Source organism: Nocardia sp. NPDC004123, from assembly GCF_053603795.1.
Genome location: NZ_JBSGGG010000006.1, coordinates 215,709 through 239,326, shown reverse-complemented (window position 1 = coordinate 239,326; position 23,618 = coordinate 215,709). Strand labels below are relative to the sequence as shown.

Here is a 23,618-nt window from a genome sequence, read left to right as displayed (position 1 = left end):
CGAATGCCGGTGACAGTTCTGCTCGTCGACGATGAACCACTCGCTCGCGCGGGCCTGCGCGCGATCCTCGACGCTCAGCCCGACATCGAGGTGATCGGCGAGGCCGCCGACGGCGTGACCGTCGTTTCGCTGTGCAGACAGCTGAACCCCGATGTGATCGCCATGGATGTGCGAATGCCGTTGCTGGACGGCATCGAGACCACCCGCGCGATCCTGCGTTCCACGGCGCGGCCACCGAAGATCCTGGTGATCACCACGTACGAGAACGACGATTATGTCTACGCCGCCCTGCGCGCCGGCGCCGACGGGTTCCTTCTCAAACGTGCCCGCCCGGCCGAAATCGCCAACGCGGTACGGACTGTCGCAACCGGGGATTCGCTGTTGTACCCCGCCGCCGTCCGCGCGCTCGCTCACGGGCGCGGGAATCCCCGCGCCCGTGAGCAACTCGATCGCGCCGGTCTCACCGACCGTGAGGAAACCGTCCTCCTGCTGATGACCCGCGGACTGTCGAACCGGGAAATCGCCGACCAACTCCACATCGGAGCCGAGACCGTCAAGACCCACGTCAGTGGGATCCTCACCAAACTCGACGCCCGGGACCGCACCCAGGCGGTGATCCTGGCCTACGAATCCGGCTTCGTCGAGCGCTGATTCGAATCCCGAGCCGTCAGCGGGCGGCCCTGACCGCGAGGGCCGCGGCGACCAGGACGGTGATGCCCTCGGCCGTGGCGGTGGCGCCGACGGCGTAGGCAGCGGAGAGGGCGGTGGAACCGGCGAGGGTGAGGAATGCGGTGCCGAAGGCAGCCACGCCGATCACGACGCCCAATTGGACGCAGGTGACGAGTATGCCGCTGGCGTCGGCGGCCAGGGCGAGGGGGATCCTGCTGGTAGCGCGGGCCATGAGGGGGCTGAAGGCGAGGCCGTAGCCGATGCCCATCACGCCGAAGACGGTCAGTTCGAGCGGGCCGATGTCGCGGCCGCCGCGCATCTGCAGGCCCATGACGATGGTGGTCAGCGCGGCGATCAGCAGGCCGGTGGGGATCATCGCGCGGTGGAAGCGGGCGGGGATGCGGGTCCAATTCAGGCTCACCAGGCCGAAAGTCACGCCATTGGGGAGGAACAGGAGTCCGGCGTGCAGAGCGCTGTAGCCGAGGGTGGACTGGAGATGGATGGTGAGGACGAAGACCCAGCCGCCGAAGGTGCACATGACCAGGAACAGGGTGGCCGCGGTGAGCACCAGGCCGGGGGCCCGTAGCACGCGGTCGGCGAAGAGCGGTTCCCCGCCGCGGCGGTGCACCCAGCGCTCGACCAGGGCGAAGGCTGCGAAGCCGAAAGCGGACGCGCCCAGGGCGATTCGGGTCCACAGCGGCCAATCCTGTTCGTGCCCGAGCACCAGCGGCACGACCAGCGCCAGTACCGAGGCGGTCAGAACGGCCAGACCGGCCAGGTCGAGTTTGCGGTCCACGCCGGTGGTGACGGCCGGCAGGATGCGCGGGGCGGCGGCGAGCAGGGCCAGGCCGATCGGCACATTCACCAGAAACACACCGCGCCAGCCGGTTCCGGCGATATCGCTGCTCACGATGAGGCCGCCGAGGATCTGGCCGACGACCATGCCGCCGGAGATGACGGTCGCGTAGGCCGACAGCGCCCGCGCCCGGGCGGGTCCGGTGAAGGAGCGCTGCAGGATGGTCATCACCTGCGGCACCATGGCCGCCGATCCGACGCCCTGCAGGAACCGGAAGACGATGAGCGCCCCGGAGTTCCAGGCCAGCCCGCACGCCAGCGAGGCGAGGGTGAACAGCGCCAGCCCGGTGACGAACAGGGTGCGCTGCCCGAACCGGTCACCCAGCCGCGCGCCGGTCACCAGCAGCACCGCGTACGCGATCACGTACCCGGAGACGATGAGCTGCAGCCCGGAACCGGTGGCGTGCAGGGAGGTTCGGATGGAGGGGATGGCGACGTTCACGATGGAGGCGTCGAGTACCGCCATGAACTGGCCGAGCAGGATGACGGTCAGGACTGCGAGGGGTCGACGGACGGCTACCGGGGCGGGAGCCGCCGCGGGGGGAGACTGGGTCAGGCTCTGTGTCATGGGAATCAGCGTGCGCGGCGGCCGAAGCGGCGGACAGGAGTCTGTTTATACGGGTACTGGCACCACCTGGATACCCCTAGCGAATACCGTCACCATGGAGTCATGGTGTCAGCCTCGGGTTTCAGCGGCGTCGAGACGGTTACGGAAGCGGCCGTGCGCAACGGCAATTCGCGGTCGGTGCGCAAGGCCCGGCGCGAGGAGATGTCGACCTTCCTGAAGTCGCGGCGGGCGCGCATCCGCCCGGAGGATGTCGGCCTGCCCGTGGGCGCGCGCCGGCGCACCCCGGGGCTGCGGCGTGAGGAGGTGGCGCAGCTGGCCGGGGTGGGAATCACCTGGTACACCTGGCTCGAGCAGGGGCGCGACATCAATTGCAGTGTCCAGGTGCTGGATGCGATCGCCCGGGCGCTGTGCCTGGACGGCGCGGAGCACGCGCACCTGTACCGGCTCGCCGACGTTCCCACCGCGCCGACGCCGATCACCGAGGAGCTGGTGCCCGAGGAGGTGCAGATCATCCTCGACCACATGCATCCGCTGCCCGCGGCCCTGTTCAGCGCCAAATACGATGTGCTGGCCCGCAATACCGCCTACGCGACGATGTATCCGATGTTCATGAGCGGCTCCCGGAACGTGCTGCGCAAGGTCTTCCTGGCCGACGAGTGCTGCACGCCCTACCCGCCCCACTCGGAGCCGGACCACCTGGCCCGCATGGTCGGCTACCTGCGCTCCGCGTACGCCCGCAACCTCGCCGACCCCGAATGGGTGGAGTTCATCGACGACATGGTCTCGGCGAGCCCGCATTTCGCGGAACTCTGGGCGCGGAACGACGTCGCCCTCCCGCTGGGCCGCACCCGCATCATCCGCAACCTCGCCGTCGGCGAACTCGAGATGTACATGACCAGCATGTCCCTGCCTTCGATCGCCGGCGCGTGGATGCAGGTCTGGACGCCGTCCGATCCCGAAGCCTGGGGCAAACTCCACGCCCTGCTGTCCATGACGACCGAAGAGCGCCATCGCCCCTGGTCCGAACACGTCGAGCAAGTTCACGGCCGAACCCTCACGATCGACGACCGCGCCTGGGCGTGAGCGATTCTCGCATGTGCGGGACGCGCGGGGTGCGCGGATGTCGCGCGGGAGGCCCGTGGGGTCGCCTAGTCTGCGCTGCATGAGCGAGCGCTCGGGAGACGTCACCGTGGGTCAGGCGACCGGGCGGGCGACGGTGCTGGCGTGGGGGTTCTGGGACTGGGCGGGCGCGGCGTTCAACGCGGTGATCCTGACCTTCGTGTTCTCGGTGTATCTGACCGACAAGGTGGGCAAGGATCTGCCGGGCGGGATCTCGCCCAGTGCCTGGCTCGGGTGGGCGCTGGGAGCGGCAGGGCTGGTGGTGGCGGTGACCGCGCCGGTGGCCGGGCAGTGGTTCGACGCCACCGCCAGACGCAAGCTGGCGCTGGGACTGCTGACCTCGCTGACGGTGCTGGTGATGGCGGCCATGTTCTTCGTGCACGCCGACCACCACTACCTGTGGCTGGGATTGGCCCTGCTGGGCGTGGGCTCGGCCGCCTTCGAGCTCTCGCATGTGCCGTACTTCGCCATGCTGCGGCAGGTGTCCACGCCCGCCAATGTCGGGCGGGTGTCCGGGTTCGGCTGGGCCATGGGCTATTTCGGCGGGATCATCCTGCTGCTGATCAGCTATGTCGGCTTCATCGCGGGCAAGGGCGACTATCGCGGACTGCTCGGCGTGCCGATCGAGGATGGGCTGAACATCCGACTGGTCGCCGTGCTGGCGGCGGTCTGGTTCGCCGGATTCGCGGTGCCGCTGTTCCTGTTCGTTCCCGAGGTGCCGCGCACCACGGCCGACCCCGGTGCGGCGGTGCGGGGCCGGTCGTTCCTGCGCTCGTACGGGGTGCTCTTCCGCGACATCCGGGAACTGTGGCGCGTCGATCGGCGCACCGTGGCGTTCCTGCTGGCCAGCGCGGTGTTCCGGGACGGCCTGGCCGGCGTGTTCACCTTCGGCGCGATCCTGGCGGTGCGGGTGTACGGCATCGCGGACTCGGATGTGCTGCTGTTCGGCATTGCCGCGAATGTGGTTGCGGCCCTGGGTGCGTTGGTCGGCGGCCGGTTCGACGACCGCACCGGCCCGAAGCCGGTGATCGTCACCTCGCTGGCGGGCATGATCGTATGCGGAGCGTTCCTGCTGGTGCTGTCCGGTCCGCTCATGTTCTGGATCTTCGGCCTGGCGCTGACCGTATTCGTCGGCCCCGCACAGGCTTCCGCACGTTCGTTCCTGGCCCGGGTGTCCCCGCCCGGCCGCGAGGGGCAGATGTTCGGGCTCTACGCCACCACGGGTCGCGCCGTATCCTTCCTGGCCCCAACCCTTTTCGGATTCTTCGTCTGGGCGTTCGACGCCGAGCGGGCGGGAATCGTTGGCCTGCTACTCGTCTTGATCGTCGGCCTGATGCTCTTGCTGCCGGTGCGCGGAGATGATGTGCGCGGCCGCTGATTTCAGGGGCGACCCATCCCTAGGCGGGCCGCCACGCGCCCATGCCGAGCGCGATGAGCCGCACCTGCAGTACCGCACGCTCCACGGTCCGTATGCTCTCCCGGGATTCGGCCATCAGGTAGTCGGCGATCCGGTCGGCGACCGTGGACACGATGAGATCCGCGGCCAGCTCCAGATCGTCGGGCGACCATGCGTCCAGCGCCCGCACCCGCGACAGGTCGACCACCAATTCCCGTTCGATGAGCTGCATTTCGACCGCGATGGCCCCGCGCAGCGCGGCCGAGCCGCCGTGGCGTTCGCGAATCAGGAAGCCCCACAGGTCGCGCTTCCCGTCGACCTGATCGAAGACGAAGCGCACGGTCTGCGCCAGCGTCGCGTTCGGGGTGCGCCGCATTTCCCGTAGCGCCAGGCGCAATTGGCGCACGCCCTCCTCGACCAGGGTGGTGCCGAGTTCGTCGAGCGAGGCGAAGTGCCGGTAGAAGGCGGTGGGCACGATGCCGGCCGAGCGTGCGATCTCACGCAGGGACAGCGCCGCGAAGCCGCGGTCCGCGGCCAGGGCGAGGGTGCCGTCGAGTAGCGCCGCGCGGGTGCGTTCCTTGCGCTCGACTCGGGTAGCTGCCTGCTCGCTCATCTCGATCACCATACATGCGTTCACATTCGTTCCATTCGCAAGATGTCGTGTGGGTCACACGAACTGCCGGTTGAACTGGAGTGGCTTCGCCCGGCACACTATCTCAGTGTACAGATGTGCACCGAAATTCCTTCGGGGTCCGGTATGACATCGAGGTCACGCCGGAGGCGCATCGACTGCGAAGAGGCGTCGCTCAGCCCGGCGACGCGACAGGAGGCTCACATGGTCGGACTATTCGACCTGGTGCAGAAGACAATGACCACCCCGCACCCGCTGGATCGCTACCTCGAGCTGGTGCGCCCGACCCTGACCCGGCGCTCGATGCGCGCGGAGATCACCCACGTGCGGCGCAGCGCGGTCGGCTCGGTCACCCTCACCCTCGAGCCCGCCCGGCAGTGGTCCGGGCACGTGGCGGGACAATACGTGCAGATCGGCGTCGTGATCGACGGCGTCCGCCACACCCGCTGCTATTCACCGGTCAATGCCGAGGGACGCCGCGACCGGCACATCGAACTCACCGTCAAGGCCCACCCGCACGGCTTGGTCTCGAACCACCTGCACGAGAACGCGATTCCCGGCATGGTGGTGGACCTGGAGCCCGCCGCCGGCGCGTTCCACCTGCCCGAGCCGCGGCCCGAGCAGATCGTGCTGATCAGCGGCGGCAGCGGCATCACGCCGGTGCTGTCCATGCTGCGCACCCTCGCCAACGAGGGCTACCGTGGCCGCATCCTGTTCCTGCATTACAACCGTTCTCCGGAATGGGTGCCGCATCGCCAGGAACTCGAGGCGATCGCCATGCAGCACGGCAATGTCCGCATCGAATTCCGCTACCCGGAGACCGTCCGCGGCCGTCGCGATTCTGGACTGAGTGGAGCGGGGGAGCGAAGCGGAGGAGCGGAGGGAGGGAAGAATCGAGACTTCGGGGCCGCGAACCCGCCCGGAGCGAAGCGTAGGGCGAATCAGGCAGAGCGCGACGCCGGCTTCGGCTACGACGAGCTGGAGTCCCTCGCGCCCTGGTTCCCGTCCGCGCAGACCTACCTGTGCGGACCGCCCGGCCTGATGGCCGCGGTGCGCACCGTCTACGAGGCCGAACAGCTCGGCGATCGGCTGCACAGCGAGGAGTTCACCCTCGCCACCGCGGTCGTGGACCCGGCCGACGCCGAGGGGAAGGTGACCTTCTCCGGCAGCGGCGTGGTCGCCGAGAACACCGGCGAAAGCCTGCTCGAGCAGGCCGAATCTGCGGGCCTGAGCCCGGAGTACGGCTGCCGCATGGGCATCTGCTTCTCCTGCACGGCCGTCAAGCGCAGCGGCTGCACCCGCAACCTGCGCACCGGGGAGCTCGACAGCGACCCGGATCAGCCCATCCAGATCTGCATCAACGCCCCCGTCGGGGACGTCGACCTCGCTCTCTGACTCATTTCTGCCATCTGAACAGGAGGGATCATGGCGATCCTCACCGAAACCACCGAGGGCCCGCTGGTGCTCAGCGTCGATCAGGTCGAGGAGATCGGCCGCGAGCTCGACGCGCTGCGCGCCCGCATCACCACGGACCTGGGCGACCGGGACCGCGAGTACATCTACCAGGTGATCAAGGCCCAGCGCGGCCTGGAGATCGCCGGTCGCGGCCTGCTCTACCTGGGCTTCCTGCCGCCGTTCTGGCTGGCCGGCGTGGCCGCGCTGAGCGTGTCGAAGATTCTCGACAATATGGAGATCGGCCACAACGTCATGCACGGCCAGTGGGACTGGATGCGTGAGCCGACCCTGAATTCCCGTGTCTTCGAATGGGATACGGTCTGCCCGGGCGACCAGTGGCGGCACTCGCACAACTACATGCACCACACCTACACCAACATCCTCGATATGGACCGCGACATCGGTTACGGCATCCTGCGCGTGGACGAGGCGCAGAGCTGGAATGTGCTGCGGCTGGGCAACCCGCTCTACGCCTTCGCGCTAATGGTCGCGTTCGAGTGGGGCGTGATGGGCCACGACCTCGAGGTCGAGAACATCGTCCGGGGCAAGAAGTCCTGGCAGGAGGTCAAGACGCTGGTCAAGGGCCAGTGGCGCAAGGCCAGCCGGCAGGTGCTCAAGGATTACGTGGTCTTCCCGGCGCTGACCGGACCGCTGTTCCTGTCCACGCTGGCGGCCAACTTCACCGCCAATATCGTGCGCAACCTGTGGACGTTCTCGATCATCTTCTGCGGCCACTTCCCGACCGGCGTACAGACGTTCACCCAGGAGGAGTGCGCCGAGGAGACCCAGGGCGAGTGGTATGTGCGCCAGATGCTGGGCTCGGCCAATATCGAGGGCGGCAAGCTCTTCCACATCATGTCCGGCAACCTGTCGCACCAGATCGAGCATCACCTGTTCCCCGATCTGCCGGCCAACCGGTACCCGGAAATCGCCCCCGAGGTGAAGGCGCTGTGCGAAAAGCACGGCCTGCCCTACAACACCGGACGCTTCTCCCGGCAGATCGGTTCGGTGTGGTTGAAGCTGTTCAAGCTGGCGCTGCCGCCGTTCCTGGTCAAGAATTCAGCACAGGCCGGTGTTATCGTGATGCGCCGGGGGCAGGCGAGCGAAGTGGGCGTGTAAATGATTTCCAAATTCGAGAGCAACAAGGATCTGATCCAGGAATTGACGTCGTCGGGAGCACGACACGTCGGCAATATCGCCTCGATCATCACCGGCACCGTCGCCGAGGTGACCCGCGAGATCGGTGACTGGATCACCGACGCGATCGAGATGCGTGAGGCCGCCGCCGCTGCCGCGCAGGACGCGGCCGCCCAGCGTGCCGCGAACCTGACCGACGACCTCGACGACGAGGTCGACGAAGCCCCGGAACCCGCACCCGCGCAGGATAATTCGGCGACGATGCCGGTCCATGGCGAGCGCGTGACCGATTCCGGCGTCATCGACGCAGAGGTCATCGACCCGCGTTAGCTGGGCTCCTCACCAGGTCGGCAGTCGCCGGCGATGCTGGGCGACCTCCGTGATCAGATCCCGATAGCCGTCGGCGAGCTCGGCGAGCCGGTACCACTGCAGGTGGGCCTCCGTATCCACCCCGCGGCGGGGCCGGTCCTCGCTGATGCGATGCGCCACCGCGCGGTGGTTCTCCTTCTCCACCCCATGGTGGGGCCGCGCTCGCCCGTCGCCTGCTTTCGGAGCCCGTGCCGGCTCGGACTCGGTATTGCCCAGAGCCCGTTGTGCGGCAACCCATTTCGCGGCCATGCGGTCGATGACCGCGCCGAGGGTCTCGGTGTGCAGCGAGGCCCCGGCGCGGTGCGGAATGTTCACCGCCACCCAGTCGTCGATGCGGGCCACCAGTTCGGCCCGGCGCTCGTCGATCCGGTCGACGCGGTGAGTGCTGTCGGCGACATCGTCGGGGGTGGCGTCGGCGGCATGCGCCGTGTCCAGGGCGCGAGATCGATGCTCATGGCATCGCACCAGTTCGTGGGCTGATTCGAGGACGTCGCGATCGCGACGATCGGAGCTGACCGGTTCCCGGAAGGCGCGCAACAGCGTTGATGGCGATGGGAGCTCGGCCCCGAAACCCGCTCCGGTGTAGTCGATTGCCATGATTCCCACCCTCGGCGTCGCATGCGTGGATGCGCCAGGGCCGAGGGGGTTTCGGGGAGGGGCTCCCCTCGGCTCCGGCGCAGCCCCGCACCCGGAACGCAACAGCCCACCACCAGCGACACGGTGAAGTAACCGGGAAATCCGCGACGATGCGATGAGAAGACTGTCCGATAATGCGGGACATATTCAGGAAAGCGCGATAGTTGGAGGGGCGCAACCATCCGGCGCGTGATCGGCGAAGCTGCCTGAAAATCGTTATACAGCATTACAAGACGGTCACATGGCCGCGGCGGTTGAAGGCCGATCGACACCTCGGCGGGCGGTGGGTGAGACAGGTTCGAGGGCTGGGCTCGACCGGGGCGAGGCTTCCCGTCGGCGGGTCGGTTACCAAGGCTTATGAATAGCTATCTGTGCGGCGTGCCGAGGGCGCGACGCGCCGTAGTCCGTTAGCCTCGATATTCGTGCCCGCCTATGCGTCGTCGCCGGAACTGCGATTCGGCTTCATGTTCGCGCTGGAAGACCCCGAGCGAATTGCCGAAGTCGTCCGTAATCTGATTGTTCGCCGGACGGTGTCGGTGTTCCGTCTCGCGCATCTGTCCAGCGACAACGGACCGCCCGATCGGTTTGTCGTGAACTGGGGCGCGCTGCCGCAGGTCTCCGTCACGACCGCGGCGCCGGACCCCGACGAATTGCGTTCCAGCGGAACGATGCTGGTCAACGCGTTTCTGGGGGAGGACGGCGAGGTGAGCCTGTATTCGGCGGGCGCGGCGCCGCCGCAGTAGGAACTGGACGGTCCTCTCCCTTGTGACGGGTCGCACAACCCGTCTCAGCGACCTCTCAGCTACCGGCAAGGTTCGCCTCAGTGTCCCTCGGCAGTGTGGGTCCGGTCGCCGAACGGAAATCCCGGGCGGCGGCGTCCACTAGAGAGAGGTTGAAACATGATCCCGGTTATCATCCAGACTGGTTCCGCTGCGCTGAACGGCGTGCTGAACACCGGTAGTGCGGCCCTGGGTGGTCTGCTCAACACCCTGTGGACGGGATCCTTCGGCCGTTAATTCGCAATAGAGCGAAGGGTTTTCGGGCAATCGCCCCGGGTGCGTTCGCATCCGGGGCGATTTTTTGTCAGACGGCCAGGGCGGGAGCCCGGCGGGCCTGGAGGATCTGCTCGAGCAGGGCTACCAGGACGAGTTTCACCGACTCCCGGTCGCGGGCATCGCAATCCATGAGGTGGATGGTGGGCGAGAGGTCCAGCGCCTCGCGGACCTCGTCGAGCGCGAAGCGCGGTCCGGCCTCGAATCGGTTGACCGCCACCACGAACGGGGTGCCGCGCTGCTCGAAGAAGTCCAGCACGGGGTAGCAGTCCTCGACGCGGCCGGTGTCGACCAGGATGACGCCGCCGAGCGCGCCGTCGAGCAGGTCGTCCCAGAGGAATTCGAACCGCTCCTGGCCGGGGGTGCCGAACAGGTAGAGCACCAGGCTGGGGTCGAGGGTGATGCGGCCGAAGTCGAGGGCCACGGTGGTGGTCGTCTTGCCGGTGGCCAGGCCCGGATCGTCCAGTCCCACCGACACTTCGGTCATGGCGGCTTCGGTGGCGAGCGGCTCGATCTCCGAGATCGCTCCGATGAAAGTGGTCTTGCCGACGCCGAATCCACCGCTGGTCACGATTTTCACCGAGGAGGCCAGCGGTACGTCGGCGGGGTCAGAGGTTCCGAACAAGGTCCCGGATCCTTTCCAGAGCAGCGGTGGAGAGTTCATCGGTCCGGCCGACCGAGACATGTCCTTCGGATACCAGATCGCTCACCAGCACTCGCGCCACCCCGATCGGAACTCGCAGGGCCGCACCGATTTCGGCGATGGAGTGCGGGCGCTGGCACAGTCGCACCACCCGTTCCAGCTCGAACCGCAGCGGCGCGGACAGTGCTGCGGGGGTGGCGCGCACCAGGGTTTCGATGCGCAGGCCGTCGACTACCGGCGTGGTGCGCCCCGAGGTCATCATGAACGGTCGCACCACCTGTTCCTCATCGTCGGCCAATCTCGTATCTCGCGTGGGTTTTTCGGACGCGGCGGCACCGGACCAGCCGCGCGGGCGGCCGGGCGCGATCATGCGCGCGTCCGGCAGCCGATGCGAATCATTCATCGGCTCAAGGACTCCCGCAATTCGGTGATCAGGGCCGGGGTCAGCAGCGCGCCGGCGCGGTCGGCCAGCACGGCCATCTGATAGCCGACCAGCCCCACATCGGCGCCGTTGTCGGCGATCACGCCGATGCAGCTGCCATTGCTCATGGCCGAGACCAGCAGGAATCCGCGCCCCATCTCGATCATGATCAGCCGCAGGCCGTCGAAATCGTAACTGCGCGAGGCACTTCGGCCCAGGCTGGTGAGCCCGGAGACGATCGCGGCGAGCCGGTCGCCCGCGGTCCGGTCCAGGCCCTGGGACATGGCCATGAGTAGGCCGTCGGAGGACACCGCCACGGCGTCGCGCACCCCGTCGGTGGTACGCACGAAGTCGGCCAGCAGCCAGTTGAAAGTGTGCGGATCGGTGTCGGTGTAGTGGGTCGTCACCCGGTGTCCTCCTATGCTGTCGATCCGGGCCGCGGCGGTTCGCCGGCCTGCCCGCGCTGATGGCCGGACCGGAATCCGGCGAGCATGCTGCGTATCTCGTCGGGGGAGCGGTCCGCGACCGGCGGGGCGGCCGGCCGTGCGGCCGCCGGTTGGGCGCCGCCCGGTGTGACGCCCGGATTCTCGCGAGTCTTCCGGTTCCGCTTGACGAGACCGTTTCGCGTACGTTGCACCTCCGGGACAGCTCCCGAAACCTCGGTCGCCGCTCCCGGTGAGCTCGCTGGAACCGGGCCCGCCGGGGGCCCCGCCGCCGCTAGCGGAATGGCGAACGAACCTGTGGTCGGCCCGCCGAAGAGACGCTCGGCGGCGGTGGCGTGCGGTGGCACCGCCGGGGTGTGCGGCGCAACGGTCAGGGTGGGGGTGGGCAGCGGGACGAGCTTGATCGAGTTCGGGCTCGCGGGTGCGCCATTGGCGGCGGCGTCGTGGACGGGTGTCGCACGCTGCGGGCGTTCCGTGTCGCCGGAGCCGGGGGTGTGCCCCGAGCTGTGGCGGCCCGGTTTCGGGTCCGGCATGGTGTCGGCGACCGTCGGAAGCTGCGCGCCCGCAGCGTGTTTCGAATCCTCGGGCGGGGCGGGAAGTTCCGCCCCGGGGTCGCCGAGCAGGTCGTCCGGCAGCAGCAGCCGGGCCACCACGCCACTGGTCGGGGACACGGTGAGCTCGACCTCGATCCCCAGGCGCCGGGCCAGCCGGCCGACCACGTAGTGGCCCAGGAAGCGGGTGGGTGCGACGAGGAAGTCGGCTTCGCCGCACAGGCGGGCATTGGCGGTGGCGAGCTGGTCGGGCGGCATGCCGACGCCGTGGTCGACAATGGCGAGCATGTAGCGCGAGCCGAGCCGGCGGCCGTAGATCTCCACCTCCAGATCGGGCGGGGAGAAGGACAGCCCGTTCTCGATGAGTTCGGCCAGCATGTGCGCGACCTCGCTGACATGCGCGCCCGCGATGGAGATCTCGTCCACCCGGCGCAGCACCACCCGCCGGTAGTCGTCGACCTCGGACAGGCCGGCGCGGATGACGTCGGTCAGCGGAATGGGTTTCGACCAGCGGCGCGGGCTGGACTCGCCGACCAGCACCAGCAGGCTCTCGGCATTGCGCCGCATGCGGGTGGCCAGATGGTCGAGTTCGAAGAGGTTGGCCAGCGTGCTGGGGTCGAGCTCCTCCCGCTCGAACTCGCTGATCAGCCCGAGCTGGCGGCGCACCAGGTTCTGATTGCGCCGCGCCAGGTTGGCCATGGATTCGGTGCTGTTGCGGCGCAGCCGCGCCTGCGCGGAGGCGAGCTCGTAGGCGGTGGTCTGCACCCGGTCCAAAGCCCGTGCCACGGATACGATCTCGGCGCCCGCGCTCTCGTCGGCGCGCACCTGTTCGGGCGGGTCCGGGTCCGTGCCCTCGGAGGTCTGCCAGGCTTCGATGAGCTGCGGCAGTCGTTTACCGGCTACCTGGTCGGCCTCCTCGGCCAGCTCGGCCAGCGGCCGCACGATCGCCCGCACGGTGGCGACGACCAGCGCCACCTCGGCGGCGATGGCCAGCAGGGCGGCCAGCACGTAGAGGGACAGGCGCAGGGCGGCGTCGCGGCGCAGTTCGCTTGCCCGGGAGGTGATCTCGCCGCCGATATTGCGCTGGACGGTGCGTTCGCCGTCGATGATGGAGCTCATCTGGCGCCACCAGTCGGCGGGGTTGACCGATTCGGTGATCGGACCGCGCTCGGAGGCGAGGGCGATGGCCTCCGCGTCGCCCGCCCGCGCCGACTCGTCGGTTCGCATCGCGGTGTAGAGCTGCGAACGCTGCGCGGGTGTGGCATCGCGTTCGAAGGCCGTCACCGCGGCCTGTTTGGCGGCTCGGATATCGAGGAACTTCACGTACTCGCCCGGTGCGAACGCGCCCGCGGCGAAGACACCGTTGAGGAAGCCGCGTTCCTGACCGGTGAACTCCTTGACGTCGCCGAGCGCGTAGAGGCTCTGCAGCCCCCGCCACAGCCGGCTGTCGAGAGCGTGATCGAGGCCGGGCCGCGCCTGGTTCAGCGTGCCGATCGCATTGGTATAGAAGGCGAACGAGGCCGACCGGTCGGCGCGACCGGCGTCCACATCGGCGCGCGTGGCGGTCACTCCGGAGAACTGCTGGAGCGCGGTGCGCACCAGATCGGCGCCCGGCGGCTGCTGGTTCAGCGTGGAGTTGAGCTCCTGCAACGCGCTGTCGGTGGCCAGGCGCTGATTGCCGAGCGCACTGCGGGACGCGGCGTCGCCGCCGAGCAGTCCATTGGTGAGACCGCGTTCGCGCTGCACCTCGTGGACCAGGTCCTGTACCGCCAGCGCGAGCTGGACCGACTGGGCGGTGTCTCCGGTGTCGCGGTAGTCGTTCACCTCGCGGGTGATGACGATCGTCAGCAGCGCCAGCACCAGCGCCACCGACACGATCAGAATGCGCCGCAGACGAGCCCGGATGGTGCGTGGCCGGATCAATTCCATTGGCGGCGTGAGCTTCACGTTACCCGATGGCAACAGTTTCGCCGGACGCACTCTCACTCGGTCTCCCGTAAATCAGCTGTCGTGCCGACCCGGGCCGGGCACATGGAGAATAGTCAGCAACGTCGCACACCCGACCCCGGCCCGCAATTCGAAACAAGTCGATGTGGTGTGCGGAACTCGCCGTCGCGCGCGCTATTACAAATCTGGTCACAATGTGTGAGAAGCAGATGTGATCTTCGCGTCGCCGGGGAAACATTGGGGTGAACAACGGCTCACCGCTGTTCCGGCGGCTGTCGGAAGGAGGCCGCCGCGCTCGAGAGGAGTGACGGACATGCAGCCCAGTCCCGCTTATCCGGTGCGTGTGCGGGGAGACCTCGACCCGGGGTTGTCCCGCTGGATGTGGATAGTCAAGTGGATACTCGCCATTCCACACTATGTTGTGCTGATCTTCCTGAGCATCGCGTATCTGGTGGTGAGCATCATCGCTTTCTTCGCGATCCTCATAACCGGCTCGTATCCGAGAGGGCTCTTCGATTTCAATGTCGGCGTGTTGCGTTGGAGCTGGCGAGTGCGTTTCTATGCGCTCTCGCAACTGGGAACCGACCGCTACCCGCCGTTCAGCCTGCAACCCGATCCGGACTACCCGGCTGATCTGGAAGTCGACTATCCCGAGCAACTGAATCGCTGGATGGTCTTGATCAAGTGGTGGCTGCTGGCGATTCCGCAGTATCTGATCGTCGCCGCGTTCATGGGCGGCGGCCGCAATCAGCTGTCACTGCTGCCGATCCTGTTGATCGTCGCCGTCATCGGCCTGCTGTTCACCGGCGCGTATCCGCGGGGTCTGTACGACTTCGCCATGGGCGTCAATCGCTGGACGTTGCGGGTGCGCGCCTACGCGTCCCTGATGACCGACGCCTACCCACCGTTCCGGCTCGATCAGGGCGCGAGGGAGCCCGACGCCGCGGACTCGTAGAGACGCCGCACCACGTCCTCGATATCGGGTTCCTCGATGGACAGGTCGCGGACCTCGGCGCGGGCCGAGACGGCCGTGAGCAGCTGTGCGGCAGTGATGATCTCGGTGTCGAAGGCCAGCCGCTGCCGCATGCCCGCGCCCTGACTGTCGAGCAGTTTGGCGCCGGGCAGGTCGGCCAGGTCGGGGGTGGGCTCGGCGAGATCGACGGTGAGCACTCGTTGCGCACCGACGGTCGCGCCGAGGCCGGTCAGCGAGCCGTCGTAGACCAGCCGGCCGTGGTCCACCACCAGCACCCGCTCGCACAGCCGCTCGATATCGCCCATATCGTGGGTGGTGAGCAGCAGGGTGGTGCCGCGCTGAGTGCGCTCGTAGCGCAGGAATTCGCGTAATCGCTGCTTGGACAGCACATCCAGGCCGATGGTCGGTTCGTCGAGAATGACCAGCTCGGGTGAATGCAGCAGGGCCGCCGCGACTTCCGCGCGCATGCGCTGGCCCAGCGACAGCTGCCGGACCGGGGTGTCGAGGGTGCCGCCCATCTCCAGCTGTTCGACGAGCTCGGTGGTGCGGGTGCGCGCCGCCGCCGGGGTGAGCCGGTGGATGGCGGCCAGGATCGAGAACGATTCGCGCAGTGGCAGATCCCACCACAGCTGCGAGCGCTGCCCGAACACCACACCGATCCGACCGGCCAGCTCGCGGCGCTGCCGCACCGGGTCCAGCCCGCAGGTGCGCAGCCGCCCGGCCGAGGGCACCAGGATGCCGGTGATCATCTTGATGGTGGTGGACTTGCCCGCCCCGTTCGCACCGATGTAGCCGACCGCCGCGCCCGGCTCGACCCGGAAGCTCATGCCGTCCACCGCGGTGAGCACCTCGCGCCGGCGCCGCCAGCGGCCCTCCTTCTTACTCAGCACGAAAGTCCTTGTCAGGCCCTCGATATCGATGATGGCACCGTTCACCCGCCGCCTCCTTGATAGTGCCTGGTCCCGAGTCGCCACAGGAACAGCGCGGCCGCCCACACCCACGCCGCCGCCACCGGCGCCGCCCAGGCCAGCCAGCTCGGCAGCAGGGCGGGCCCGGGCAGCCCGAGCAGCGCGATGGCGGGCAGATACGAGGTGAAGGCGACCGGAACCAGAAATCCGAACACCAGTTTCATCGGTGCCGGGAACACCGAGGTGGGTTGCATGGACGCGTACGACCCGCCATAGGTGAAAGCATTGGTCAGCTCCGCGCCGTCGATGAGGAAGAACTGCGCCCCGGCCGCGCACACGAAGAGCCCGGCGAAGATGGCGATTCCGGACAGCACCGTGACGGCGAACAGCACCAGGTGCGCGGGGGTCCACTGGATGTCGTTGCGTGCCAGGCCGAATGACAGCACGGTGGCGGCCACCGCGATGCGTGCCACCCGGCGCAGCTGGATATCGCTGGTCATGAGCTGCAGCAGCAGGGGTTGTGGCCGCAGGTAGAAGGCGTCCAGCTTGCCCATCCGGATGTAGGTGGGGAGCGTGTCGGCGTGCCCGACCACCATGTCGGCGACGGCGAAACAGGTATTGCTCATGCCGAACAGCAGCAGCATGGCGTTCAGGTCCAGCCCGCCCAGCCGGGGCACATTGTGGAAGATCACCCACATTTCGGCGAACTCCACCAGCCCGATCAGGAAGGCGCTCACCACATCCGCGGCGAAGGACAGCGGATAGGCGCGTTGCGCGCGCACCCGCGAACCCAGCACCGCACGGTAGGGCGTCAGCCGGGAGGGACGTGCCTCACCCACCCTGCACCTCCAGTTTGCGGCGCCCGGCCCGCAGTAGCAGCTGCCCGGCGCTCACCAGTACGGCCAACCAGAAGCATTGCACGACAACGATTTCCACCGCATCCCTGCCCGCCGTGCGACCGGACAGCACATCGATGGGCCACTGCAGCATGGACGGGAAGGGTGTGGCGTAGGCAATCTCGCGCAACCAGCCCGGAAACAGGTGCACCGGCGCGAACAGCCCGGCCAGGAAGGTGCCCAGGATCATGTGCAGAGCGCGCAGCCCGCGGGTCTCGATGAGCCAGAACCCGGCCAGGCTGACCGCGAACATGGACAGGAACGACAGCGTCATGGCCAGCAGCAGGCTGAGAGCGCCCAGCACGTACGGTCCCGGTGTATCCGGGAACGCGAGCCCGAAGGTGAGCAGGCCGACGAGAATGCTGGGTATGCCGCGCGGTAGCAGAGAGAAGGCCGCCCGGCCCAGATATTCGGCCAGGTGCGCGAATTGGATGTCGATCGGCCGCAGGAAGTCGATGGCGACGTCCCCGGTGCGGATGCGCTCCACGATGTCGGGCAGCGTCCAGAAGGCGATGGCGCCCAGCAATCCCTGTGACAGCCAGATGTAGGCGCCGATGGTCCCGCGGTCGTAGCCGCCGAATCCGCTGTTCACGCGCACGGCCGTCATGAGCACGGCCGCCCGCACGAAGCCGAACACGAGATTGGTGAGCAGGCCCGCCAGCATGGCGAGCCGGTAGTGCGATTGCCTGCGAAACCCTGCCTTGACCAGCTGCCAGTAGACCCCCACGTCGCTGCGCACAAGAGGTTGACACTACGGGTGCGGTCGTTGTCCTGCAATGGAGTTGCGTGGCCCCCTCGCGCAGGACAGAGTTATGCTCGATGCCGGTTTGTTGCGGTGTGCGTCACGCGCGGAGCATCCGCGTCCGATTCGCGGAAAAATGGCTTCACGGCTCGGTTCCTGTGATAGAAACATCAGCGTTTCACTTAGTTGCGACGCTAGGACCGCTGATGACCATTGCCGACACGGACGTTTTCGAGGCTCTCGAATCCAATGTGCGTGGTTACTGCCGTTCCTGGCCGACGGTGTTCGACACCGCCAGCGGCGCCTGGATCACCGACGAGAACGGCAAGGAGTACCTCGACTTCTTCGCCGGTGCGGGCGCGCTCAACTACGGCCACAACAACCCGCTGCTCAAGCAGGCGCTGATCGACTACCTGCTCGGCGACGGCATCACCCACGCCCTGGACATGTCCACCGTCGCCAAGCGCCGGCTGCTCGAGGCCATGCGCGATCTGGTACTCGTCCCGCGCGGGCTGGACTACAAGGTCCAGTTCCCCGGCCCGACCGGAGCCAATGCCGTCGAGGCCGCACTCAAGCTGGCGCGCAAGGTCACCGGCCGCACCACCGTCCTGAACTTCACCAACGCCTTCCACGGCATGACGCTGGGCGCGCTGTCGGTCACCGGCAATGCCGCCAAGCGCGCCGGCGCGGGCGTCCCGCTGGTGCACACCGCCCCGATGCCTTACGACGGCTATCTGGATGAGCCCGAGGACTTCTCGTGGATGCGCCGCGCCCTCGACGACAGCTCGTCGGGGCTGGACAAGCCCGCCGCGGTCATCGTCGAGACCGTGCAGGGCGAGGGCGGGATCAATGTGGCTCGCGCCGAATGGCTGCGGCAGCTGTCCGAATTGTGCTCGGCCCGTGGCATTCTGCTCATCGTCGACGACGTGCAGATGGGTTGCGGCCGCACCGGCCCGTTCTTCTCCTTCGAGGTCGCGGGCATCACCCCCGATATCGTCGCGCTCTCGAAGTCGATCGGCGGCTACGGCCTGCCCATGGCGCTGGTGCTCATGCGCCGGGACCTGGACCAGTGGGCGCCCGGTGAGCACAACGGCACCTTCCGCGGCAACAACGCCGCCTTCGTCACCGCCGAGGTCGCGCTGCGCCACTACTGGTCCGACGACCGCCTGCAGCTCGCCACCCTGGCCAAGGGTGCGCGCGTGCACGAGCACCTGGTCGCGCTGACCGAATCCTTCACCGGCATCTCCACCCGCGGCCGCGGCCTGGTGCACGGTCTGGTCTTCGAGGACGCCTCGCAGGCCGAGAAGGTCTGCCAGGTCGCCTTCGAACACGGCCTGCTGGTCGAAACCTCCGGCGCCAACGACGAAGTCGTGAAGCTGCTCCCACCCCTGACCGTCAGCGATGACGAGATCACCCACGGCCTGGGCATTCTCACCCGCGCCGTGGAGATCGTCCGCGACGGCCACTAGACGTCGGCCACCGCCCACACCGGTGCCGACCCGGTGCCGGGTTCCCAGCTGCGGAGGGAACCCGGCACCACCTATTTCTATGTCGTGAAGTGCTGCTGGAACCGGGCGAGCAGGGCCGCGTCGTTCTTGGGTGAGTTTGCCGGGATACTCGGCTGTTGTCGGCCGCCATCCGGCGCGGGCTCCGCCCACCGGTGTGCGCTGCGGCCTCGGAGCCGAGATCCGTTGCGCCCGATTCCGCCGCCATCTCGCCCGGTGCATGGTCCGGACCGCACACGGCTCGGCCGGACGCGGATCGCCGCGGCTTCGGCCGTTCCGGCGCCCGATCAGCCGGTCGAGCCGGTACGGCCCGAATCGGGATCCAACGGTGAGCGGATGATCAGGACCGCTCATTTTCGTCCTCGGCTCCTCGTCGAGGATTCATTGTGGCAGCTGGGGCGGGAGCAAGCCCAGAATCACGCGGATTACAACCGGTGACCGGGCGGGGCCGGACCGGCAGGGTCGGGGTGTGGCGGACGAAGGCCCGCGGCCGCCACCGTCCCCGTCCCCGTTCGCCCGAGGTGCTGTCGTGTCCGCAATTGCCGTGCAGGCCAGGCCCATTACCGGCCGGCCACGCCTGCCGAGCGTCTCCGTGCTGGCGCGCTTCGTCGCGCCGGTGCTGCTGGTGGTGGTCTGGCAGCTCGCCAGCTCGACCGGTGTGCTGCCCGAGCGGCTGCTCGCCTCCCCGGTGACCGTCGTGCAGACGGCCGTCGACCTGATCAAGGACGGCACGCTCACCAAGGCCGTGTCGGTGTCGCTGCAGCGAGCCGCGCTGGGCTTCGTCATCGGCGCGGCGGCCGGCATCGGGCTGGCCCTGCTGGCCGGGCTGAGCCGGGCCGGGGAGTACCTGGTCGACCCGCTGATGCAGATGCTGCGGACGCTGCCGTTCTACGGCCTGATCCCGCTGTTCATCTTGTGGTTCGGGATCGGGGAGCTGCCCAAGATCGTGCTGGTCGCCTTCGGGGTGGCGATTCCCCTGTACCTCAACACCTTCGCGGGTATCCGCGGCGTGGACGGCAAGCTGGCCGAGCTGGCCCGCGTGCAGCGGCTGAGCCGGGCGGGCCTGATCCGGCACATCGTGCTGCCGGGCGCGCTGCCGCAGACACTGGTCGGCCTGCGTCAGTCGCTGGGCGTGGCCTGGCTGGCGCTCATTGTCGCCGAGCAGGTCAATGCCGACGCGGGTCTGGGTTTCATGATCAACGACGCCCGCGAGTTCCTGCGTACCGACGTGATCGTGGTCGGCCTGCTCGTCTACAGCGTGCTCGGGCTGCTCACCGACGCGCTCGTTCGTTCCATCGAGAGGAGAGCGCTGTCATGGCGACGCGGCTTCCTGGCACCCTGACCGATTCGGTGATCGCGGCGACGCTGGCCGAACTGGAGGAGCCGGCGGCGGCCCCGGCCGCGGCCGATTCCCCGGTGGTGCGAATTCGCGGTCTCGTCAAGGACTTCGGCGAACGCCGGGTCCTGCACGGACTGGATCTCGACATCCGCCCCGGCGAGTTCGTGGCCCTGCTCGGGCGCAGCGGCTCCGGCAAATCCACCCTGCTGCGGGCGCTGGCGGGCCTGGACGACGAGACGGGCGGCGAGCTCGCCGTGTCCGGCGAGGTCGCGGTCGCCTTCCAGGAACCGCGCCTGGTGCCGTGGAAACGCGTGCGCGACAACGTGACTCTCGGACTGCGCCACGAAAACCCCAGGGCCGCCGCCGCAGCCGCGCTGGCCGAGGTGGGCCTGGCAGCGCGCGGCGAGGCCTGGCCGCTGACCCTCTCCGGCGGTGAGGCGCAGCGCGCCTCACTGGCCCGCGCCCTGGTCCGGGAGCCGGATCTGCTGCTGCTCGACGAACCTTTCAGCGCCCTGGATGCCCTGACCCGCATCACGATTCACGGCCTGGTGCTGGACCTGTGGGCGCGGCACCGGCCCGGCGTGCTGCTGGTCACCCACGACGTGGACGAGGCGGTGCTGCTGGCCGATCGTGCCCTGGTGCTCGACGGCGGCCGCATCGCCCGCGAGATCCCCATCGACCTGCCGCGCCCGCGCCGGCGCGAGCATCCCGAATTCCTGGCTCTGCGTACGGCATTGCTCGCCGAGCTGGGTGTCACCCCGGAAGGAACCACCGAATGAGATCCAAGCGCCTGTTCGCCGCCCTGGCGGTCGCCACGGCCCTCGTCAGCGCGGCGTGCTCGTCCGGCAATGACGACACCAAGGGCGTGAACGCGGACGGATCGGTGGACCTGTCACAGGTGACCCTGCACATCGGCGATCAGAAAGGTCTTGCGCTGCAAGCCCTGCTGGAGGTCTCCGGCGAGGGCAAGGGACTTCCGTACAAGGTCGAATGGTCCACCTTCACCGCCGGACCGCCCCTGCTCGAGGCCATCAATGCCGGATCCATCGACTTCGGCGGCGTCGGCGACGCCCCGCCGGTGTTCGCGGCGGCGGCCAAGTCCCAGATCAAAATCATCGGGTCCTACGACTCCGGGGCGGCCGGGAACGGTCTGGTGGTGCCCAAGGACTCGTCGATCAAGGATCCGAAGGACCTGCGCGGCAAGAAGATCGCGGTCACCAAGGGCAGCTCCGCGCACTACCACCTGCTGTCGGTGCTGACCAAGGCCGGGCTCACCTTCTCCGATATCGAGCCGCAGTACCTGCAACCCGCCGACGCGCTCGCCGCGCTGTCCACCGGGCGGGTGGACGCCTGGACGGTCTGGGATCCCTATGTGGCCCAGTCCGAACTGAGCGGTAATCGGGTGCTGGTGGACGGCACCGGCTACGTGAAGCCGGACAGCTTCTTCGTCACGGGTTCGAAGACGTTGCAGAACAAGGCGAATGCGGCCGCGGTCCGGGACCTGCTGGCGCGTATCCAGCGTGCGCACGGGTGGATCACCGGCCACCGCGAGGACTGGGCCAAACAGTCGGCCGCCATCACCGGGGTGCCCTATGACGTCACGCTCCTGGCCGTGAACCGCGCCAACTACCAGGATCACCCGCTCGATGACGCGACGATCGCCGCGGAACAGCAAGTGGCCGACGGTTTCTCCGACGCCAAGCTGATTCCGGGCAAGGTCCGGATCGCCGACTTCATCGACACCCGTTACAACGACCGATTCACCTCCTAGGAGTCCCCGCATGAGCTTGTCGTTCCACTGGTTCCTGCCCACCTCCGGCGACTCCCGCGGCCTGGTGGCCGGCGGGCACGGCACCCCGATGTCAGGTGACCGCCCGGCCTCGCTGCACTACCTGAACCAGATCGCCGCGGCCGCCGAGACCAACGGCTTCGAGGCCGTGCTCACCCCCACCGGCTCCTGGTGCGAGGACGCCTGGCTCACCACCGCCATGCTGGTCGAGACCACCGAGACGCTGAAATTCCTGGTGGCCCTGCGCCCGGGCCTGATGAGCCCCACCCTGGCCGCGCAGATGGCGGGCACCTTCCAGCGGCATTCCGCGGGACGGCTCTTCCTCAATGTGGTGACCGGCGGCGAACCGCTGGAGCAGGCGGCCTACGGCGACTTCGCCGACAAGGAGGCCAGGTACGCCCGGACGGGAGAGTTCCTGGATGTGGTGCGGTCGTTGTGGAACTCGCACGAGCCGGTCACGTTCCGCGGCGAGCACATTCACGTCGAGAACGCGCTGTTGAGCAATCGGCCCGATCCGGTGCCGCCGGTGTTCTTCGGCGGCTCCTCGGCCCCGGCGGGACCCGTCGCGGCCCGGTACGCCGACACCTATCTCACCTGGGGTGAACCGGTGCTGGCGGTCAGCCGCAAGCTCGACTGGATCCGCGGGCTGGCCGTGGACCACGGCCGCAAGCTGGACTACGGCCTGCGTATCCACGTCATCACCCGCGACACCTCCGAGGAGGCGTGGGCGGTGGCCGACAAGCTGCTGGCCGGGATCGACCCGGCCGATATCGAGCGTGTCCAGAACGCCCTGGCCAAGAGCGAATCCGAGGGGCAGCGCCGGATGTCGGAGCTGCACAACGGCAGCACCGACCGGCTCGAGGTCGCCCCGAACCTGTGGGCGGGGGTGGGCCTGGTGCGCGGTGGCGCGGGCACCGCGCTGGTCGGCTCGCACGCGGAGGTGGCCGAACGCCTCGTCGAATACTCGAAGGCCGGCATCTCCCACTTCGTGCTCTCCGGCTACCCGCATCTGGAGGAGGCCTACTGGTTCGGCGAAGGCGTGCTGCCGATCCTGGAGCGAAAGGGCCTGTGGCAGCACCCGATCCGCCGCCCGTCCCTTCCCATCTCGACCCCGTTCGCCAGCGCGTCCAGCAGCTAGACCCGAAGTAGCCGGGCCCGGCCGCCGCACCCCGAGGGCGCGGCGGCCGGTGAGTACATGCCGTGAGTAATTCGGCGGAAGCGGCAGCGGGACAGTCCTTCCTACGCTTCGGGCAGCACCCACCGCGGGTGACTCCGAGAGGAGGAGACCATGTCCTATATCCACATCAGCCACACGCCCGGCGTCGGCTTGCAGCGGTACCGGGAGGTGCACGAGGCGCTCGGCCCCGAGCCCCCGGCGGGCAACCTGTTGCACATCGTCGGCGAACTGGACGGCACCCTGCACATCGTGGACGTCTGGGAAACCGCCGCCGCGGCCGACAGATTCGCCGCCGAACGGCTCTTCCCGGCCTTCGAGCGCACCGGCATCGCACCCGGCCCGGACGCCACCTTCGAGGCCTTCGAGGGCGAGATCACCGACCGCCGCGGGTAACGGC

At 68.3% G+C, this 23,618-nt stretch carries 23 protein-coding genes and 1 pseudogene; 14 read left to right on the top strand and 10 right to left on the bottom strand.

Annotated features, from left to right (window positions below):
* The first annotated feature begins 3 nt into the window (after positions 1–3).
* Positions 4–651 carry a response regulator gene (locus ACWEQQ_RS11020; protein ID WP_452348073.1) on the top strand — a complete coding sequence of 216 codons (648 nt, stop codon included), beginning with the start codon at positions 4–6 and terminating at the stop codon, positions 649–651.
* Between the two features lie 16 nt (positions 652–667).
* Here the strand turns inward: ACWEQQ_RS11020 and ACWEQQ_RS11015 are convergent, their stop codons facing one another.
* Positions 668–2,092 (bottom strand): MFS transporter, encoded by a 1,425-nt coding sequence (locus ACWEQQ_RS11015; RefSeq protein ID WP_452348072.1) that lies wholly within the window; start codon positions 2,090–2,092, stop codon positions 668–670.
* A gap of 102 nt (positions 2,093–2,194) precedes the next feature.
* On the opposite strand from ACWEQQ_RS11015, the gene ACWEQQ_RS11010 reads away from it, so the two are divergent.
* Both ACWEQQ_RS11010 and ACWEQQ_RS11005 read left to right on the top strand, forming a co-directional pair.
* Positions 2,195–3,175 (top strand): helix-turn-helix transcriptional regulator, encoded by a 981-nt coding sequence (locus ACWEQQ_RS11010; protein WP_452341824.1) that lies wholly within the window; start codon positions 2,195–2,197, stop codon positions 3,173–3,175.
* A gap of 79 nt (positions 3,176–3,254) precedes the next feature.
* Positions 3,255–4,589 carry an MFS transporter gene (locus tag ACWEQQ_RS11005; RefSeq protein WP_452341825.1) on the top strand — a complete coding sequence of 445 codons (1,335 nt, stop codon included), beginning with the start codon at positions 3,255–3,257 and terminating at the stop codon, positions 4,587–4,589.
* Positions 4,590–4,608: 19 nt separating this feature from the next.
* On the opposite strand, the gene ACWEQQ_RS11000 is transcribed toward ACWEQQ_RS11005, so the two are convergent.
* Positions 4,609–5,220 (bottom strand): TetR family transcriptional regulator, encoded by a 612-nt coding sequence (locus ACWEQQ_RS11000; protein ID WP_452341826.1) that lies wholly within the window; start codon positions 5,218–5,220, stop codon positions 4,609–4,611.
* A 222-nt stretch (positions 5,221–5,442) separates the two neighbouring features.
* On the opposite strand from ACWEQQ_RS11000, the gene ACWEQQ_RS10995 reads away from it, so the two are divergent.
* From ACWEQQ_RS10995 to ACWEQQ_RS10985, 3 genes and pseudogenes are all read left to right on the top strand, one after another.
* Positions 5,443–6,633, top strand: coding sequence for a ferredoxin reductase (locus tag ACWEQQ_RS10995; protein WP_452348071.1), 1,191 nt, complete (start codon positions 5,443–5,445; stop codon positions 6,631–6,633).
* Positions 6,634–6,663: 30 nt separating this feature from the next.
* Positions 6,664–7,812, top strand: coding sequence for a fatty acid desaturase family protein (locus ACWEQQ_RS10990; protein WP_452341828.1), 1,149 nt, complete (start codon positions 6,664–6,666; stop codon positions 7,810–7,812).
* Positions 7,813–8,040 (top strand): annotated as a pseudogene (locus ACWEQQ_RS10985) (hypothetical protein); the annotation flags it as partial. It abuts the gene before it with no gap.
* 129 nt (positions 8,041–8,169) lie between these two features.
* Here the strand turns inward: ACWEQQ_RS10985 and ACWEQQ_RS10980 are convergent.
* A complete protein-coding gene (locus tag ACWEQQ_RS10980) occupies positions 8,170–8,796 on the bottom strand; it encodes a DUF4254 domain-containing protein (protein WP_452341829.1) in 627 nt (208 codons plus the stop codon).
* 461 nt (positions 8,797–9,257) lie between these two features.
* On the opposite strand from ACWEQQ_RS10980, the gene ACWEQQ_RS10975 reads away from it, so the two are divergent.
* A complete protein-coding gene (locus tag ACWEQQ_RS10975; RefSeq protein ID WP_379400928.1) occupies positions 9,258–9,578 on the top strand; it encodes a hypothetical protein in 321 nt (106 codons plus the stop codon).
* 340 nt (positions 9,579–9,918) lie between these two features.
* On the opposite strand, the gene ACWEQQ_RS10970 is transcribed toward ACWEQQ_RS10975, so the two are convergent.
* From ACWEQQ_RS10970 to ACWEQQ_RS10955, 4 genes are read right to left on the bottom strand one after another with little or no spacing between them, the layout of a single operon-like run.
* The gene (locus ACWEQQ_RS10970; protein ID WP_354835302.1) at positions 9,919–10,479 is read right to left on the bottom strand and encodes a GTP-binding protein; all 561 of its coding nucleotides are present in this window, start codon (positions 10,477–10,479) and stop codon (positions 9,919–9,921) included.
* Between the two features lie 16 nt (positions 10,480–10,495).
* Complete coding sequence (locus ACWEQQ_RS10965; RefSeq protein WP_379382751.1) at positions 10,496–10,933, bottom strand: DUF742 domain-containing protein; 438 nt, start codon at positions 10,931–10,933, stop codon at positions 10,496–10,498.
* Complete coding sequence (locus ACWEQQ_RS10960; RefSeq protein ID WP_354834451.1) at positions 10,930–11,358, bottom strand: roadblock/LC7 domain-containing protein; 429 nt, start codon at positions 11,356–11,358, stop codon at positions 10,930–10,932. The genes ACWEQQ_RS10965 and ACWEQQ_RS10960 overlap by 4 nt, the downstream gene beginning before the upstream one ends.
* Before the next feature lie 11 nt (positions 11,359–11,369).
* Positions 11,370–13,892 carry a nitrate- and nitrite sensing domain-containing protein gene (locus tag ACWEQQ_RS10955; protein ID WP_452348070.1) on the bottom strand — a complete coding sequence of 841 codons (2,523 nt, stop codon included), beginning with the start codon at positions 13,890–13,892 and terminating at the stop codon, positions 11,370–11,372.
* 313 nt (positions 13,893–14,205) lie between these two features.
* Here ACWEQQ_RS10955 and ACWEQQ_RS10950 point away from each other — a divergent pair, with 313 nt between their 5' ends.
* Positions 14,206–14,847, top strand: coding sequence for a DUF4389 domain-containing protein (locus ACWEQQ_RS10950; protein WP_452341831.1), 642 nt, complete (start codon positions 14,206–14,208; stop codon positions 14,845–14,847).
* Here the strand turns inward: ACWEQQ_RS10950 and ACWEQQ_RS10945 are convergent.
* From ACWEQQ_RS10945 to ACWEQQ_RS10935, 3 genes are all read right to left on the bottom strand, one after another.
* Positions 14,811–15,692, bottom strand: coding sequence for an ABC transporter ATP-binding protein (locus tag ACWEQQ_RS10945; protein WP_452341941.1), 882 nt, complete (start codon positions 15,690–15,692; stop codon positions 14,811–14,813). The genes ACWEQQ_RS10950 and ACWEQQ_RS10945 overlap by 37 nt on opposite strands.
* A 104-nt stretch (positions 15,693–15,796) precedes the next feature.
* Positions 15,797–16,612, bottom strand: a complete 816-nt coding sequence (locus ACWEQQ_RS10940; RefSeq protein ID WP_452348069.1) for an ABC transporter permease — start codon at positions 16,610–16,612, stop codon at positions 15,797–15,799.
* On the bottom strand, positions 16,605–17,408 hold the full coding sequence (locus tag ACWEQQ_RS10935) for an ABC transporter permease (protein ID WP_452348068.1): 804 nt from the start codon (positions 17,406–17,408) through the stop codon (positions 16,605–16,607). The genes ACWEQQ_RS10940 and ACWEQQ_RS10935 overlap by 8 nt, the downstream gene beginning before the upstream one ends.
* Positions 17,409–17,617: 209 nt before the next feature.
* Between ACWEQQ_RS10935 and ectB the strand changes: the two genes are divergently transcribed.
* From ectB to ACWEQQ_RS10905, 6 genes are all read left to right on the top strand, one after another.
* The gene (gene ectB, locus ACWEQQ_RS10930) at positions 17,618–18,880 is read left to right on the top strand and encodes a diaminobutyrate--2-oxoglutarate transaminase (protein WP_452341834.1); all 1,263 of its coding nucleotides are present in this window, start codon (positions 17,618–17,620) and stop codon (positions 18,878–18,880) included.
* Between the two features lie 565 nt (positions 18,881–19,445).
* The gene (locus tag ACWEQQ_RS10925; RefSeq protein ID WP_452348067.1) at positions 19,446–20,258 is read left to right on the top strand and encodes an ABC transporter permease; all 813 of its coding nucleotides are present in this window, start codon (positions 19,446–19,448) and stop codon (positions 20,256–20,258) included.
* A complete protein-coding gene (locus ACWEQQ_RS10920) occupies positions 20,231–21,034 on the top strand; it encodes an ABC transporter ATP-binding protein (protein WP_452348066.1) in 804 nt (267 codons plus the stop codon). The genes ACWEQQ_RS10925 and ACWEQQ_RS10920 overlap by 28 nt, the downstream gene beginning before the upstream one ends.
* Positions 21,031–22,026: an ABC transporter substrate-binding protein gene (locus ACWEQQ_RS10915; protein ID WP_452348065.1), complete on the top strand. Its 996-nt coding sequence runs from the start codon at positions 21,031–21,033 to the stop codon at positions 22,024–22,026. Before ACWEQQ_RS10920 ends, ACWEQQ_RS10915 begins: the two co-directional genes overlap by 4 nt.
* Positions 22,027–22,036: 10 nt before the next feature.
* Complete coding sequence (locus ACWEQQ_RS10910; protein WP_452348064.1) at positions 22,037–23,182, top strand: LLM class flavin-dependent oxidoreductase; 1,146 nt, start codon at positions 22,037–22,039, stop codon at positions 23,180–23,182.
* Positions 23,183–23,332: 150 nt separating this feature from the next.
* A complete protein-coding gene (locus ACWEQQ_RS10905) occupies positions 23,333–23,614 on the top strand; it encodes a hypothetical protein (RefSeq protein ID WP_452348063.1) in 282 nt (93 codons plus the stop codon).
* Positions 23,615–23,618: the final 4 nt, after the last annotated feature.

What these genes read in the sequence shown, in the direction of transcription:
- ACWEQQ_RS11020 (WP_452348073.1), top strand. Translation starts at nt 4, where the DNA reads ATGCCGGTGACAGTTCTGCTCGTCGACGATGAACCACTCGCTCGCGCG.
- ACWEQQ_RS11015 (WP_452348072.1), bottom strand. Translation starts at nt 2,092, where the DNA reads ATGACACAGAGCCTGACCCAGTCTCCCCCCGCGGCGGCTCCCGCCCCG.
- ACWEQQ_RS11010 (WP_452341824.1), top strand. Translation starts at nt 2,195, where the DNA reads ATGGTGTCAGCCTCGGGTTTCAGCGGCGTCGAGACGGTTACGGAAGCG.
- ACWEQQ_RS11005 (WP_452341825.1), top strand. Translation starts at nt 3,255, where the DNA reads ATGAGCGAGCGCTCGGGAGACGTCACCGTGGGTCAGGCGACCGGGCGG.
- ACWEQQ_RS11000 (WP_452341826.1), bottom strand. Translation starts at nt 5,220, where the DNA reads ATGAGCGAGCAGGCAGCTACCCGAGTCGAGCGCAAGGAACGCACCCGC.
- ACWEQQ_RS10995 (WP_452348071.1), top strand. Translation starts at nt 5,443, where the DNA reads ATGGTCGGACTATTCGACCTGGTGCAGAAGACAATGACCACCCCGCAC.
- ACWEQQ_RS10990 (WP_452341828.1), top strand. Translation starts at nt 6,664, where the DNA reads ATGGCGATCCTCACCGAAACCACCGAGGGCCCGCTGGTGCTCAGCGTC.
- ACWEQQ_RS10980 (WP_452341829.1), bottom strand. Translation starts at nt 8,796, where the DNA reads ATGGCAATCGACTACACCGGAGCGGGTTTCGGGGCCGAGCTCCCATCG.
- ACWEQQ_RS10965 (WP_379382751.1), bottom strand. Translation starts at nt 10,933, where the DNA reads ATGAATGATTCGCATCGGCTGCCGGACGCGCGCATGATCGCGCCCGGC.
- ACWEQQ_RS10950 (WP_452341831.1), top strand. Translation starts at nt 14,206, where the DNA reads ATGCAGCCCAGTCCCGCTTATCCGGTGCGTGTGCGGGGAGACCTCGAC.
- ACWEQQ_RS10945 (WP_452341941.1), bottom strand. Translation starts at nt 15,692, where the DNA reads ATGAGCTTCCGGGTCGAGCCGGGCGCGGCGGTCGGCTACATCGGTGCG.
- ectB (WP_452341834.1), top strand. Translation starts at nt 17,618, where the DNA reads ATGACCATTGCCGACACGGACGTTTTCGAGGCTCTCGAATCCAATGTG.
- ACWEQQ_RS10920 (WP_452348066.1), top strand. Translation starts at nt 20,231, where the DNA reads ATGGCGACGCGGCTTCCTGGCACCCTGACCGATTCGGTGATCGCGGCG.
- ACWEQQ_RS10915 (WP_452348065.1), top strand. Translation starts at nt 21,031, where the DNA reads ATGAGATCCAAGCGCCTGTTCGCCGCCCTGGCGGTCGCCACGGCCCTC.
- ACWEQQ_RS10910 (WP_452348064.1), top strand. Translation starts at nt 22,037, where the DNA reads ATGAGCTTGTCGTTCCACTGGTTCCTGCCCACCTCCGGCGACTCCCGC.
- ACWEQQ_RS10905 (WP_452348063.1), top strand. Translation starts at nt 23,333, where the DNA reads ATGTCCTATATCCACATCAGCCACACGCCCGGCGTCGGCTTGCAGCGG.